Source organism: Flavobacterium sp. SM15, from assembly GCF_022012335.1.
Taxonomy (GTDB): domain Bacteria; phylum Bacteroidota; class Bacteroidia; order Flavobacteriales; family Flavobacteriaceae; genus Flavobacterium.
Window position 1 is genome coordinate 158,811 of record NZ_JAKLTO010000006.1, and the last position, 14,820, is coordinate 173,630.

Genomic DNA, 14,820 nt, shown 5'->3' on the forward strand with positions numbered 1-14,820 from the left:
AATGAGATTGTCCATTCAAGTATATAAAAAAATTGTTTTACTGTTTTGTGTGTGTTTTATCGGAATTACTTCTGAAGCCCAAAATGCACAAAAGGCTAAAGATTTGCTAAACGACGTTTCTGCCAAAGTGAAGAGTTATGACAATATTGTGATTAACTTCAGTTATTCTTTGCAAAATTTAAAGCAGAATGTAAATCAGGACAGTAAAGGTAACGTTACTTTAAAAGGAAATCAATACGTGTTGAATTTCATGGGGGTAACTAAAATTTTTGATGGAAAAAAGAATTATACCATTGTTCCCGAAGATGAGGAAATTACGGTTTCTAAGCACGATGATAATGATTCAGATGCTCTAACACCTGCAAAAATGTTAACTTTTTTCAATTCAGGATTTAAGTATTCTTGGGATATTCTTCAGAATGTAAAAGGAAGACAGATTCAGTATGTTAAACTAGTGCCTTTAAGTGTTAAAGACAACCGTAAAGAGATCCTTTTAGGTATTGATGCACAAACCAAAAACATCTATAATTTGATCGAAATGGGTAAAAATGGTTCAAAAACAACCATCACTGTTAATTCTTTTAAAACGAATCAGCCTATTTCAAAAAATCATTTTACCTTTACCCAGAGTAAATACCCCAATTATTACATCAATAATTTAGACTAAATTTCTGGTGAAAATTTTAGACCGTTACATTTTAAAATCCTTTTTGATTACGTTTACTTCGGTATTCGTAATCCTTTTTTTTATATTCATTTTACAAGGAATTTGGCTATTTATTACTGAATTGGCAGGTAAAAACCTAGATTTTTTGGTAGTAGTGAAGTTTTTACTGTTCTATTCCCCTAAAATTGTACCGCTGGTTTTACCACTTTCGATTTTACTGGCATCAATCATGACTTTTGGAAGTTTTGCGGAAAATTATGAGTTTGCTGCCATGAAATCGGCAGGAATATCCTTGAAAAGAGCCATGAAAGGTTTAACGGTATTCATTTTGGTTTTAAGTTTTGCCGCCTTCTTTTTTGCTAATAATGTTATTCCTAAAGCTGAATACAAGTTTATCAATCTTCGCAAGGAAATCCTTCAGACCAAACCAGCGATGGCTATTGCCGAAGGACAATTCAATACAATTGGTAATTCAAACATTAAAGTGGATAAAAAATCCGGTGAAAAAGGTGAGCTTCTTAATGGGGTAACTATGCACGTAAAATCCAATCAAGGATTTGGTAATAAAACGGTTATTAAAGCTAAAAAAGGAGTTTTAAAAAGTGATGATAATTCAAATATTCTTAAACTTGATCTAATTGACGGTTACTATTACGAAGACATTTATCCGAAAGATTATGAAGAGCGTAATCGCGTTCCTTTTGCAAAAGCTTATTTCAAAAAATATACGATCAATATCGATTTAAGTAATCTGAATAAATCTGACGAAGAAGTTGATATTGCCAATACAAACAACATGCTTAATGTGAATGAATTGGGCTTTACAATTGATTCCCTTCAGAAAAATTATAATAAAGATGTTGTTTCATTTGCAGATAATATTACCCAAGGAGTTGAGTTCACTTTAAAAGCGAAACCAATTTCTAAAGAATCAAAGTATAAGAATGCAGAAGAAGTTCTTTCAATGTTCAGTTTCCAAGAAAAAGCACGAATTCTTGATCTTGCTAAAAATAATGTTTCAAGTACTGATTTTTCAATCGATAGTAATAAAAACGATTTATTTGAAAAACAAAAGAATATCAATAAGCACTGGATTGCCTTGCATGATAAATTTGTGGTAGCCTTTTCATGTTTGTTAATGTTTTTTATTGGAGCACCACTAGGAGCAATTATTCGTAAAGGAGGATTAGGGCTTCCGATTGTGTTTGCGGTTTTAATCTTCATTACGTTCCATTTCATCAATACATTTGGTAAAAAAGTTGCTCAGGAGAATGGGATGCCTCCCTTTTTGGGCACCTGGCTTTCTTCGATGATTTTATCTCCATTGGCTATCTCATTAACTTATCGTGCTACAAATGATATTGGAGTTATGGTTAATTTCGACTGGATTACGCAGCCGTTCCAAAAACTTTACAATAAAATTTTCAATAATAACGACAACAGCGAAAACACAGAACACACAGAACACAACGATAATACCAACTAAAATGCTAACTACACAACAAATAAAACTCAACACAATAGAAGAAGCCATTGAAGATATTCGTCAAGGGAAAATAATTATTGTGGTTGATGATGAAGACCGTGAAAATGAAGGTGATTTTCTGGCAGCTGCCGACAAGGTGACTCCTGAGATGATTAATTTCATGGCAACCCATGGTAAAGGTTTGATCTGTACTCCATTAACAGAGAGCAGATGCAAAGAACTTGAATTAAAGGCTATGGTTACTAATAACACCGATCACATGGAAACGGCCTTTACAGTTTCTGTGGATTTAAAAGGACACGGTGTTACAACAGGAATTTCTGCATCAGACAGAGCTAAAACTGTTCAAGCTTTAATAGATCCGAACACAAAACCATTCGATTTGGCACGTCCTGGGCATATATTTCCGCTTATTGCTAAACAAGGAGGTGTTTTAAGAAGAACAGGTCATACCGAAGCAGCGATTGATTTTGCACGTTTAGCCGGTTTTCGTCCTGCGGGAGTGATTTGTGAAATCATGAACGAAGACGGTACAATGGCGCGTTTACCGGAATTGTATGAAGTAGCTAAAAAATTCGATTTGAAATTAGTTTCGATTGAAGATTTAGTAGCTTATAGAATGCAGCACGACAGCTTAATTGTAAAAAAAGAAGATTTTGATATCGAAACACGCTTTGGAACTTTCAGATTACGCGCTTACGAGCAAACCACCAACAAGCAAATCCATATCGCTTTAACCAAAGGAACTTGGAATTTAGGAGATTCGGTCTTAACAAGAATCAATTCGTCTCAGGTAAATAATGATTTATTGGGAACCTTAACCAACAATGCAGACAAACAGTTGGATGATATGTTTAAGGTAATCAATGAACAGGGTAGAGGAGCGGTTATTTTTATCAATCAGGATATGCAGTCGGTAAATCTGTTAAATAGGATTTCCGAGCTTAAATCATTGCAGGCTGAAGGAATTATGAAAGCACCAAAAATTGTAATTGACAGCAAAGATTTTGGAATTGGCGCACAGATTTTACATGATATAGATATTTCTAAAATCCGATTAGTTACCAATACAGACCAAGGAAAACGAGTAGGAATGATTGGATATGGTTTGGAAATAGTTGAATACGTAAATTATTAGAAAAATATTTTTTCGGCTAATTCAAACGAAATGAAACAGTTAAAAACAGATTAAAAAATATTTCTGTTTTTTGTAAAAAAAAGGTTTGCAGATATAAAAAAGCTTTCTATATTTGCACTCGCAATACGGAAGTAATGCGATATTTACTGGAGAAATGGCAGAGTGGTCGATTGCGGCAGTCTTGAAAACTGTTGACTGTAACAGGTCCGGGGGTTCGAATCCCTCTTTCTCCGCGAAATGAAAACCGATTAGGAAACTAGTCGGTTTTTTTTATTTTACCTCAATCTACAGGCTTATTATCCAAGATAACCTAAGAATATCTTTATGATGTAAAAAAATATTGTATTTTTACATCCCAAACACAACACTTCATTATGAGTCAAAAAATATTGCTCACTTCAAAGGAAGTCAATATCATTCTGCATCGTTTGGCCTGTCAGTTAATCGAAAAACACCTCGATTTTTCAAATACTATTCTTATCGGAATCCAGCCACGCGGTAAATATCTTGCTGAAAGAATCAAACAAATTTTGGAGCAGGAATACAATATTAAAAATATTCCGCTTGGTTTTTTAGACATTACTTTTTTTCGAGATGATTTTCGCAAAAATGAAAAACCGCTTGAGGCTAATAAAACCCAAATCGATTTTCTGGTAGAAGACAAAAAAGTGGTTTTTATAGACGATGTTTTGTACACCGGAAGAAGTATTCGTGCCGCTTTAACTGCCATTCAATCTTTTGGAAGACCTTCAGGAATTGAACTTCTCACTTTGATCGACAGACGTTTTAGCCGTGATTTACCTATTCAGCCGGATTACAGAGGAAGACAGGTAGATGCCATCAACAACGAGAAAGTAATTGTAAACTGGAAAGAAAACGACGGTGAAGACCAAGTGCTTCTGGTAGCAAAAACAACAAACAACTAAGAATACAACAACACAACAACATGAAAGAGCTAAGTGTTAATCATTTACTTGGAATAAAATACATTAACAAAAACGATATCGATTTGATTTTCGAGACTGCCGATCAGTTCAAGGAAGTAATCAATCGACCAATCAAAAAAGTACCGTCTTTACAGCACATCACTATTGCAAACATTTTTTTTGAAGACAGTACAAGAACCAAATTATCTTTCGAATTAGCCCAAAAAAGGCTTTCTGCCGATGTGATGAGTTTCTCTGCAGCACAATCATCGGTTAAAAAAGGGGAAACGCTTATCGATACGGTAAATAATATCCTTTCTATGAAAGTGGATATGGTGGTAATGCGTCATAAAAATCCCGGAGCGGCTTATTTTCTTTCACAAAATGTAAAAGCAAGTATTGTAAACGCAGGTGATGGAGCACACGAACATCCAACACAAGCTTTATTAGATAGTTATTCAATCAGAGAGCGATTAGGTGATGTAGGAGGGAAGAAAGTTGTAATCGTTGGAGATATTCTTCACTCGCGAGTAGCCTTGTCAAACATTTTTGCTTTGCAGATGCAGGGAGCCGAAGTAATGGTTTGCGGACCAAAAACGCTAATCCCGAGATACATTGAATCGCTTGGTGTGAAATATGAGCCAAATCTTCGTAAAGCTTTAGAATGGTGTGATGTTGCCAATATGCTTCGTGTGCAGAACGAGCGCTTGGATGTGAATTACTTCCCGTCAACCCGAGAATATTCGCAGCAATACGGTGTGGATAAAGCTTTGTTAGATTCACTTGATAAAGAAATCGTTATCATGCACCCGGGACCAATCAACAGAGGTGTGGAAATCACTTCGGATGTTGCAGATTCCCAGCAGTCTGTAATTTTAAATCAGGTGGAGAATGGAGTAGCGGTTCGTATGGCGGTAATTTATTTGCTGGCTCAGAAGATTAAATAGTTTACAGTTTTTTCAAATTATATTCAGTAGAGTTAACAGTATGACGAGATTTTCAATTTTAACGGTTTTAATTATCCTGATGTTTTCCTGTAAGAATACAAGTAAAGAGACTCTTTCAGAATTGCATACTTCAAATAAAACCGAAATAATAAAAAATGAAGATTTCGAACTGATTAAAGTTGCAAATCAAAAAGGAATACTTGTTTTGTTTCCGGGTTATGGACATGTTTCGGAAGATTCTAAAACCGAATTCAACATTATTGATTTAGCAAAGAACAATGGCTTTTCCGTGCTTTATATGAGTTTCAATCAGCATGTTTTTTTAAGAGACGATGAAAAAGCATCATTAACAAAAGAGATGCTTGCCATTTTTGAAACCAATAAGCTTCCTTTTGAAAACATTTATATCGGAGGTTTTTCCAGTGGTGGAAATGTGAGCCTTTTATTGTCTGATTATCTTATTAAAACCAAAAGCAAAATCCAGCCTAAAGGAGTTTTCATTGGTGATTCACCTGTGGATTTATTGAAAATCTATCAGAATTGCGAAAAAAATATAGTCAAAAATTTTAATGAACAAACGGTTGAAGAATCCAAATGGATCGTTGGTGATTTTGACGCTAAATTGGGTAGTCCAAAAAAAGGGATTGAAAAATATGAGCAGTTTTCTCCTTATATACAACAAACGGGAAATATTGAAAACGTATCTGCTTTAAAAAACACAAAAGTCAGACTTTATACAGAACCGGATGTTGCTTGGTGGAAAAAAGACAGCGATCAGAGTTACGAAGAAATGAATGCTTATTCCATTGAAAAACTTTCACAGGAGCTTAAAAAACAAGGCTTTTCAAATGTTGAATTAATTCAGACTAAAAACAAAGGCTATCGTGCAAATGGCGATCGTCATCCGCACTCTTGGTCAATTATTGATAAGGAAAACTTAATTCAGTGGATGTTGCAGTAAAATAGGTTTGTAAAAACTGAAAATGATCTGTAACTTAGCAATTCAGCCACATCAACTAAACTCATGAAAGTAGAACAAAAAGCGCATACCACAATACTTAAAGACACTGAAGGTAATATTTCAGAATTCCTGCAAAAGGTTACCAATCAGTATAATGAGTTCAAAGAACACAACCTCGTTTTGGACATTACTCAGGATAAATCAGTAGATATTAAAGGAATCAAATCCTTTTCGGATTTATCTAAAAAACATAAAAAAGCCAAAAAATCATTCGTGATTGTTGCTGAAAATATTGATTTTAATGATGTCCCTGCTTCAATGTTAGTGGTTCCAACGCTTTTGGAAGCACATGATATGATCGAAATGGAAGAAATCGAACGCGATTTAGGATTCTAAATTAGCAAAATGAAACTCACCATACTTGGCTGTTATGCCGCAACTCCCAGAACGATAACCAATCCGACTTCACAGGTTTTGGAAATCAAGAACCGTATGTTTTTGATTGATTGCGGGGAAGGAACACAGGTACAGCTTCGTAAGAACAAAATCAAGTTTTCCAGAATAGAACATATCTTTATCTCACATCTTCATGGAGATCATTTTTATGGTTTGGTAGGACTGATTTCAACCTTCATGCTCTTGAACCGTCAAACCGATTTACACGTTTACGGACCTAAAGGAGTAAAAGAGATAATCCTTCTACAATTAAGATTATCAAACTCTTACACGGGATACAATCTTTATTTTCATGAATTGGAAAGTAAAGAAAGCGAAGTTGTTTTTGAAGACGAAAAAGTACTGGTAAAATCGATTCCGTTAAAGCATCGTGTTTATACTAACGGTTACCTCTTCATTGAAAAAAACAAAGAGAGAAAGCTGAACATAGATGCAATTTTGAACCACGATATTGATGTGGTTTATTACCAAAAGATAAAATACGGTGGCGATATTACTTTAGAAGACGGAAGAGTCATTCCAAATGAAAAGCTCACTTTTGATCCGGAACCAGCCAAAAGTTATGCCTTTTGTTCTGATACGGTTTACGATGAAAGTATTGTTCCACTAATTGAAAACAGTACGGTTTTGTATCACGAAAGTACTTTTTTGGATTCCGAAGAACATCTTGCGGAAAAAACCATGCATTCTACTGCCAAACAAGCGGCGCATATTGCAAAAAAAGCGAATGTTGAACATTTGGTTCTAGGGCATTATTCCACCCGATATGAAAAAATAGAATGGTTTAAAGAAGAAGCGAAAACAGTTTTTCCCAACATTCTTCTTGCAGATGATGGTCGTGAATTTGAATTTTAAAATAAAACGCTGTAACTTAATTAGTCAGTAAATCAACAAGTTATAAAATGAGTGATTTAAGTAATTATAGAAGATCTTATGAGAAGAGTGAACTCCTGGAAACCAATATTCCGGAAGATCCAATCAATTTATTTCACCGTTGGTTTTATGAAACAGAAGAATTTGGTGGAGAGGGAGAAGTGAATGCGATGACCGTTTCGACAATCGGTTTGGATGGTTTTCCGAAATCACGTGTGGTGTTGCTTAAAAAATTTAATGAAGAAGGGTTTATTTTTTATACGAATTATGATTCTGAAAAAGGGAAAGCTTTAGAACAAAACCCAAATGTATGCTTGTCTTTTTTCTGGCATTCAATGGAGCGTCAGGTAATTATAAAAGGAATTGTAGAGAAAACCTCGGAACAAATTTCGGACAATTATTTTGATAGCCGACCTGATGGAAGTAAACTGGGTGCTATAGTTTCTCCACAAAGTGAGGTGATCCCTTCCCGAGATTATTTAGAAGACAATCTTAAATCATTGGAAAAAGAGTATTCTAATAAGCCAATTTTACGCCCGAAACATTGGGGAGGATATTTAGTTAAACCTGTTTCTGTAGAGTTTTGGCAAGGACGTGCAAATCGTTTGCATGATCGAATTAGGTATACACTAAAAGACAATTTTGAATGGAAAATTGAAAGGCTATCTCCTTAAAATTCAATAAATTAGGTTTAAATGTTAAAGTTTTGTGCGTTTTGTCGATTTTTTTTGCAGATTATCGATTTTGATGTACATTTGTCTCGAAATCAATGAGTTATAATATTCAGCTGGTTTCGAAGCAAAGCATTAACATTTAATTTTTTAATTTATGAAGGTATCAATTTTTCGCCCCCTATCGATCATTGTCCTACTTATCACTTTTGCTTCATGTTCAAATGACGCTTCTTCAGATGAGCAACCGAACAATTCAGCTGCAACTTATGAGCTGAAAAATGATTACACCTATTCGCAAATAGAAACTGAAGTTTTGGATTTGGTGAATCAGTACAGAACCAGTAAAGGTTTAAACACACTTGAAACTATTAATCATATTTCGAATGTATCGCAAGGTCACGATGTCTATATGATTTCTATCAATACGTTAACACACGCCCTTTTTGCCCAAAGAGAGGAAAATTTAAAAGCTACTTTAGGAGCTACTGCAGTAGGAGAGAATATTGCTTACAACTATTCATCTGCACAATCTGTTGTAAATGCCTGGATTAACAGTCCTGCTCACAGAGCTAATTTAGAAGGTAATTATACCAACTTCGGAGTTTCGGTAAGAGCTAATGCAGAAGGAAAGTTGTATTATACCAACATGTTTATCAAAAAATAATCTTAGTAAAATATGTGTTTAGTTTCTGGGTTTTAAATAATCCTAAAATGAAAAAGCATTCACCGTGGTGAATGCTTTTTTTATTAAACGAATTGTAAAACAATGAAGAAACAAAGTTAGTCCATACTGAGTACTATGAATTCACTTCGTCTGTTTTTCTGGTGATCAGCTTCGGAACAAGGGATACCGTCTGAGCACCCGTTAACTAACTGTGTTTCTCCATATCCTCTAGCGGATAAGCGACTTCTGCTTATGCCGTTTTTAACCATATACTCCAAGGTGGATTTAGCTCTACGGTCTGATAAACGCTCATTATATTTATGAGTCTGACGTGAGTCAGTATGGGAACGGATATCAACCTTCATATTAGGAAATTTGTTCATTACAGCGATAATTTTTTCCAAATCTACTGCTGCATCAGGACGAATATTCCATTTATCTAAGTCGAAATAGATAATACTGATGTCAAATACTTTTGCAAGGTCGGTGCCTACATCAACCGGCATAACTTTTTTCTGTAAAGCGATATCGGCTCTTGTTTCACCAGATTTTAATGGAGTGATTACATTAATTTCTTTAGTTTCATAATCTTGATTTTCGGCTCTAACGTAGTATTTTTTATCGCATTCCACGCCATCTTCGAAAATAAACTCACCTTTGGAATCTGCTTCAAGTGACTTGATCAGTTCCATATTCGCGTCAAACAATGATACTTTTGCTCCCGGTAAAGGTTGTGAAGATACCTGATCGGTAATTACACCTTTAATTACCTGCTCACAAACATTTTCCTTGAATTTATAAATATCATCCGAACCTACACCGCCATCACGATTGGAAGTAAAATATCCAATATGTGTTTTAGTGTTTACAACATAGGCAAAATCGTCTTTTGGGCTGTTTACGGGAACTCCCACATTTTTTACCACTGTAAAACTATTGTCTTTATTCATTTTTGAGGAAAAAACATCCAAACCACCAACACCCAATCTGCCATCGGTTGAAAAATAAAGTTCGTTTTTATCAGTAATAAAGGGAAAGGTCTCACGTAAATTGGTATTGATTTTTTCTCCTAAATTCTCTGGAGTACCAAAAGTCCCGTTTTCGTTAATTGCTACTTTGTAAATATCTGAAAGACCATAACCTCCCGGCATATCCGAAGAAAAGTATAACGTTTTTTCATCGGCACTTAAAGCAGGGTGGGCAACACTGTAATTGTCACTGTTAAAAGGGAGTTCTGTAATGTCTTCCCATTTACCGTCTTTTAAAGTGGCTTTATAAACTTTCAGTTTCATTATTTTGTCATCACTTTTACCTTTTTTACCGTCGTTGTAATTGTTTCGGGTAAAGTAAACCGTGTTACCGTCTTTTGTAAAAACCGGAGTAGATTCATGGAATTTAGAATCCAGTTCTTTTGAAAATTCTTTTGCATCAGATAGTTTTCCATCATCCCCAACTTTCGCCACATACAGATTTGTAAAGTACTGATCGTTCCAGGTATGTTTTTTCTGAAATACATCCTTACTTTTTCTTGCTGAGGCAAAAATTAAATCCGAATCTTTAAAAACTGAGCCATAATCGGAATATTCAGTGTTAATTCCTGAATCTTCCACACTATATCTGTCGGAGCCTTTTCTGATTTGTTCCAAATATTCTTTATGTTCCTGCAAATCTTGTAATCCTTGAGTATCGTTTGTTTTCTGATAAAACTTTTTCATGTACTCATCAGCTTTGTCGTATTTACCGACTGCTTTCAAAGATTGTGCATATCTGAAATAATATTCGGAAGGAACATCTTCTGATAAGGCAAAGAGTTCGGAATACCATCTTTCCGCTTTGTCATACTCCCCGTTGAAGTAGTATGAATTTCCAAGTTTTTCGAATAAATCTACCGATTTATGTCCTTTTTCTGCTACCTTTTCATAGATTTCAATGGCGTCTATATAAGCATATTTGTCGTACTTTCTGTCTGCTTTGGCTTGAGTTAAACCCAGCTGAGAATAGGCACTTGAGATGCTTAAAAAGGTCAATAGAAGAATAGCTTTAACTTTCATAACAATTCAATTTAAAAGAAACGAGGAGTTAACACTTTAGAATTATTCATCAGTTCGAATCGCAAAAAGATTTCATGTGATCCGGAGTTATAATTCTGTAATCGAGTAGTTTCTCTATCATATCCATATCCTATGAATAGGGAATTTGATATCTGAAATCCGGCCAGCGCACTCCAGGCAGCGTCCCATCTGTAGGCCGCTCCTAGAGTTAATTTGTCATAAATCAGGAAGTTTAATGAACCATCGGCTTGTAAAGGAGCACCTTCAACAGCTTTTAGCATTACCGATGGTTTCATTTTTAAATTACTTCCGATATCAAAAACATATCCTGTAATGAAATAATAGTGGAGTTTTTCCTGAGTAATCGAAACAGAATTGTCTTTGTAATGATTGGTTTCAAAAAAGTTAGGAACAGATAACCCTGCGTAGAATTTATCGGAATACAAATAGATTCCGGCTCCCACATTCGGGCTTATATCGTTACTTATGTTTTGAAACTGAGGATCGTTTTGATGTTGAATATTTAATTTATTTACATCGATACTAAACAGATTTGCAGAACCTTTTAATCCGAAGGCTAACTTATAATTGTCAGACATTGGGATGTAGTAAGACAAGTCAGCAGAAATCAAACTTTCATTTGAAGGACCAATACGGTCGTTTACAAAGGAAAGTCCAATTCCAAAACTCGAATCACCAATAGGAGTATTAACTGAAAAAGCATTGGTTACAGGAGCTCCGTCAAGACCTACCCATTGGGTTCTGTGCAAACCAAAAATACTTAATACTTCTCGTGAACCTGCATAGGCTGGATTAATATTCACAGTGTTGTACATGTACTGTGTATATTGTGAGTCTTGTTGTGCGTAACTCATCATGCCTATTAATCCTAAAACGAGTGTTATTATTTTTGTTTTCATAGTCACTAATTTAAATTAATTTTAGTACATAACAGTATGAGAGTTATCTATTAAGATATAAATATCCAGATTTGTCAAACCAATTTCCGTCAGGGTCTTTGTATTTCAGGATGTAGAAATACGTACCATCTGGTAATTCTTCACCAGAATTTACTGTTGATCGTCCATCGGATTTACCATCAAACACAACGGTTGTATTATTATAGCCGTCTTTATCGAAGACTAAAATTCCCCATCTGTTGTAAATTTTAACGTTGTTTTCTGTGTAACAGGTAGCGTCAATTCCGGAAATATAGAAAACATCGTTAAGAGAGTCGTGGTTAGGAGAGACCGCATTATAAACGTTAATGGATTCACAACCTAGTACTCCACAATCAATATTGAACAGGAATTTATACGTTTTAGGGCATCTTGTAACATCCGGTGTTAAGATGTAATTTATTGTATAAGCATTTCCTGCAACTAAAGATGAAGCATTTAAAATGTTTCCATTTATTAAACTGTCATCAAAATTCTCTGCATCCCAATATCCTCCTAGTTCTGCTCCGGCTTGTACTAACCAAGGAACTAAATCGATACCGGCCTCATTACAGATTTCTTTCGGATCAGCTTGTACATAATCATTCACACTAACAGTAATGGAATGTGTTACGGTTGTTGAATTTCCGCAAGCATCGGATGCAGTCCATGACCAAGTTGTTAAATAATGATCTTCATCAATAGTTTCATTAACCGGAGGATTCATTACCTGAGTAATTTCACCATTACAGTTATCTTCAAATACAAGTGGTTGTTGTTCTCCTAATTCATCACAGGTTGATTGGCTGTTTGGCAATCCGCTTATATAAACAGGTGGAGTTTCATCGTTAACCACAATTGTTTGATAAGCTACGCTTGAGTTACCACATTGATCGGTAAAGGTCCAGCTTCTTAAAATTGTGAATGAATTTTCACAATCGCCAGGAGTAACCTCATCAACCGAAGTGGCACTTATCTGACCGCTGCAATTATCATTGGTTACCAATACAACATTTTGCGGAACTTCCCCTGCACAGCTGAATGACAAACTTTCTGGTACTTCAGGTAGCTCTGGTTTTATTGTATCATGAACTGTGATGATTTGAGTGGCAACGGTTTGGTTTCCACAATCATCAATAAAAGTCCATGTTCTTGTAACTATATATGAATTAGCACATTCTCCTTCTGAAATTACATCAACTGCTCCGGCTCTTATAGGAGAAGAACAATTGTCTGTTGCAACCAATGAGCCTGCTACAGGAATTTCTGAACCGCAAGCAATGGTTATATCAGCCGGAACTTCTGGCATATCAGGAGGAATATTATCTAATACTGTAATTATTTGAGTAGCAATTGCTTGATTATTACATTCGTCTATAAATGTCCAGGTTCTTGTTACCACGTATGAATTTGCACAACTACCAGGAGTAATACTGTCTACAGCTGAAGCAACAATATCACCAGAACAATTATCATGAGCGGTAAGGTTAACAGGTCTAGGTATTAAACTACCACAGGTAACAGTAATATCTTCCGGTGCCGGATCTGGAACTGGTGGAAGAGTATCATGTACAGTAATTATTTGTTTTGTTGATGAACTGTTATTACATAAATCTACAAAAGTCCAGATTCTTGTAATTGTGTATGAGTTTGGACATTCACCTTCAGATCTGGTATCAACTCCTTCAACGGTAATGCTTCCCGCACAAGAATCTTCAGCAGTTAATGAAATCATCGGAGGAATATCACCACTACATTGAACTGTAATATCTGGTAATTGAGCAGGCGCCTCAGGAGGTGTTTGGTCAATCACAAAGATATTTTGAGACGCAGTGGCTTGATTGTTACAGGCATCTGTTGCAGTCCAGGTTCTTATGATTTTATATGAGTTTGGACATTCCCCTTGAACTATTTCATCGTTTACTGAAGTTATTGCACCAGCAGAACAATTGTCAAGTACAGGAAGTTCAGGAGCTGTTGGAATTTCCTGATCACAAGAAATTGTAATGTCAGCCGGAACTTCTGAAATTGTAGGCGGTATATCATCATTAACAGTAATTATCTGTGTTGCAGTAGCAGGATTTCCGCAGGCATCAACAAAATTCCAGGTTCTGGTAACTACAAATGAATTAGGACAACTTCCTTCGGTTCTGGTATCAACACCTTGAACAGTGATACTTCCGGAACAGTTATCAGTTGCACTTAAACTTGTAATCGGAGGAATTTCACCTTCACAAGCAACAGTTACAGCTGCTGGAGCTGGGTCAGGAACAGGAGCAACAGTGTCGTTCACAGTAATTATTTGTGATACTGATGCAGGGTTTCCACAAGGATCAGCAAAGCTCCATGTTCTTGTAATTGTAAACGAATTCGGACAGTTGCCTTCAGTTCTGGTATCTACTCCCTGAACAGTTAATATTCCGGCACATTCATCTTCTGCACTAAGGGAAATCATTGGAGGGATTTCGCTTTCACATGATACAGTTATATCTGCAGGAGCTTCATCAGGAATAGGAGCAACGTTGTCGTTCACTGTAATTGTCTGAGAAACAGAGTTGCCATTTCCGCAAGGATCAGTAAATGACCAAGTACGAGTAATTACGAATGAATTTGGACAATTACCTTGAACCACGGAATCAACACCTTCAACACTAAATCCTCCAGAACAAGTATCTGATACTTGTAAAGAAATCATTGGAGGAACCTCATCAATACAGCTTACGGTTACATCTGCAGGAGGTGTTTCAAATACAGGTTCTGAAGTGTCAGAAACAGTTATTATCTGGCTTACTGAGCTAGGGTTTTGACAGGCATCAATAAAGGTCCAAGTTCTTGTAACTGTAAAGTTTCCAGAACAATTTCCCTCAGTTATCTCATCATGACCTTGAGCAGTTATTGCCCCACCACAAACATCGTTTGCTGTAAGTGAAATCATTGGAGGTATATTTCCACTACATGCAACTGTTACATCAGCAGGAGCTTCTGGTACTTGAGGAGCGGTTGTATCCTGAATTGTGAATGTTGCTGAAGTAGTACTAG

General features: G+C 35.8%; 13 protein-coding genes and 1 tRNA gene. 11 read left to right on the top strand and 3 right to left on the bottom strand.

All coding sequences use genetic code 11. From position 1 onward, the window contains the following. Position 1: 1 nt before the first annotated feature. The 11 genes from LZZ90_RS11590 (at position 2) to LZZ90_RS11640 (ending at position 8,792) form a co-directional block, all read left to right on the top strand. Entirely contained in the window at positions 2 to 667 is a 666-nt protein-coding gene (locus tag LZZ90_RS11590; protein ID WP_237790864.1) for an outer membrane lipoprotein carrier protein LolA, read from the top strand. A 7-nt stretch (positions 668 to 674) separates the two neighbouring features. Beyond that, entirely contained in the window at positions 675 to 2,153 is a 1,479-nt protein-coding gene (locus tag LZZ90_RS11595) for an LptF/LptG family permease (protein WP_237790865.1), read from the top strand. Between the two features lies 1 nt (position 2,154). Then, positions 2,155 to 3,291, top strand: coding sequence for a 3,4-dihydroxy-2-butanone-4-phosphate synthase (gene ribB, locus LZZ90_RS11600; RefSeq protein ID WP_237790866.1), 1,137 nt, complete (start codon positions 2,155 to 2,157; stop codon positions 3,289 to 3,291). Between the two features lie 148 nt (positions 3,292 to 3,439). After that, positions 3,440 to 3,524: transfer RNA gene (locus tag LZZ90_RS11605), tRNA-Ser, on the top strand. Positions 3,525 to 3,665: 141 nt separating this feature from the next. Continuing rightward, positions 3,666 to 4,217 (top strand): bifunctional pyr operon transcriptional regulator/uracil phosphoribosyltransferase PyrR, encoded by a 552-nt coding sequence (pyrR, locus tag LZZ90_RS11610; RefSeq protein WP_237790867.1) that lies wholly within the window; start codon positions 3,666 to 3,668, stop codon positions 4,215 to 4,217. Positions 4,218 to 4,237: 20 nt separating this feature from the next. Continuing rightward, the gene (locus LZZ90_RS11615) at positions 4,238 to 5,164 is read left to right on the top strand and encodes an aspartate carbamoyltransferase catalytic subunit (RefSeq protein WP_026981505.1); all 927 of its coding nucleotides are present in this window, start codon (positions 4,238 to 4,240) and stop codon (positions 5,162 to 5,164) included. Between the two features lie 40 nt (positions 5,165 to 5,204). Beyond that, a complete protein-coding gene (locus tag LZZ90_RS11620) occupies positions 5,205 to 6,125 on the top strand; it encodes a hypothetical protein (RefSeq protein WP_237790868.1) in 921 nt (306 codons plus the stop codon). 63 nt (positions 6,126 to 6,188) lie between these two features. Further along, on the top strand, positions 6,189 to 6,521 hold the full coding sequence (locus LZZ90_RS11625; RefSeq protein ID WP_237790869.1) for a ribonuclease Z: 333 nt from the start codon (positions 6,189 to 6,191) through the stop codon (positions 6,519 to 6,521). 9 nt (positions 6,522 to 6,530) lie between these two features. After that, positions 6,531 to 7,436 (top strand): ribonuclease Z, encoded by a 906-nt coding sequence (locus LZZ90_RS11630; RefSeq protein WP_237790870.1) that lies wholly within the window; start codon positions 6,531 to 6,533, stop codon positions 7,434 to 7,436. A gap of 47 nt (positions 7,437 to 7,483) precedes the next feature. Beyond that, positions 7,484 to 8,128, top strand: a complete 645-nt coding sequence (gene pdxH / locus LZZ90_RS11635; RefSeq protein ID WP_237790871.1) for a pyridoxamine 5'-phosphate oxidase — start codon at positions 7,484 to 7,486, stop codon at positions 8,126 to 8,128. A 154-nt stretch (positions 8,129 to 8,282) separates the two neighbouring features. Next, positions 8,283 to 8,792 carry a CAP domain-containing protein gene (locus LZZ90_RS11640; RefSeq protein WP_237790872.1) on the top strand — a complete coding sequence of 170 codons (510 nt, stop codon included), beginning with the start codon at positions 8,283 to 8,285 and terminating at the stop codon, positions 8,790 to 8,792. A gap of 116 nt (positions 8,793 to 8,908) precedes the next feature. On the opposite strand, the gene LZZ90_RS11645 is transcribed toward LZZ90_RS11640, so the two are convergent. The 3 genes from LZZ90_RS11645 to LZZ90_RS11655 all read right to left on the bottom strand — a co-directional run. Continuing rightward, on the bottom strand, positions 8,909 to 10,843 hold the full coding sequence (locus tag LZZ90_RS11645; RefSeq protein ID WP_237790873.1) for an OmpA family protein: 1,935 nt from the start codon (positions 10,841 to 10,843) through the stop codon (positions 8,909 to 8,911). Between the two features lie 11 nt (positions 10,844 to 10,854). Next, positions 10,855 to 11,763: a type IX secretion system membrane protein PorP/SprF gene (locus LZZ90_RS11650; RefSeq protein WP_237790874.1), complete on the bottom strand. Its 909-nt coding sequence runs from the start codon at positions 11,761 to 11,763 to the stop codon at positions 10,855 to 10,857. A gap of 43 nt (positions 11,764 to 11,806) precedes the next feature. Next, the coding region (locus LZZ90_RS11655; protein WP_237790875.1) for a gliding motility-associated C-terminal domain-containing protein at positions 11,807 to 14,820 on the bottom strand (3,014 nt) is incomplete at its 5' end.

Bases quoted from the DNA above. Each gene is read 5' to 3' on its own strand.
- LZZ90_RS11590 (WP_237790864.1), top strand. From the start codon at position 2: ATGAGATTGTCCATTCAAGTATATAAAAAAATTGTTTTACTGTTTTGT.
- ribB (WP_237790866.1), top strand. From the start codon at position 2,155: ATGCTAACTACACAACAAATAAAACTCAACACAATAGAAGAAGCCATT.
- pyrR (WP_237790867.1), top strand. From the start codon at position 3,666: ATGAGTCAAAAAATATTGCTCACTTCAAAGGAAGTCAATATCATTCTG.
- LZZ90_RS11615 (WP_026981505.1), top strand. From the start codon at position 4,238: ATGAAAGAGCTAAGTGTTAATCATTTACTTGGAATAAAATACATTAAC.
- LZZ90_RS11620 (WP_237790868.1), top strand. From the start codon at position 5,205: ATGACGAGATTTTCAATTTTAACGGTTTTAATTATCCTGATGTTTTCC.
- LZZ90_RS11625 (WP_237790869.1), top strand. From the start codon at position 6,189: ATGAAAGTAGAACAAAAAGCGCATACCACAATACTTAAAGACACTGAA.
- LZZ90_RS11630 (WP_237790870.1), top strand. From the start codon at position 6,531: ATGAAACTCACCATACTTGGCTGTTATGCCGCAACTCCCAGAACGATA.
- pdxH (WP_237790871.1), top strand. From the start codon at position 7,484: ATGAGTGATTTAAGTAATTATAGAAGATCTTATGAGAAGAGTGAACTC.
- LZZ90_RS11640 (WP_237790872.1), top strand. From the start codon at position 8,283: ATGAAGGTATCAATTTTTCGCCCCCTATCGATCATTGTCCTACTTATC.
- LZZ90_RS11645 (WP_237790873.1), bottom strand. From the start codon at position 10,843: ATGAAAGTTAAAGCTATTCTTCTATTGACCTTTTTAAGCATCTCAAGT.
- LZZ90_RS11650 (WP_237790874.1), bottom strand. From the start codon at position 11,763: ATGAAAACAAAAATAATAACACTCGTTTTAGGATTAATAGGCATGATG.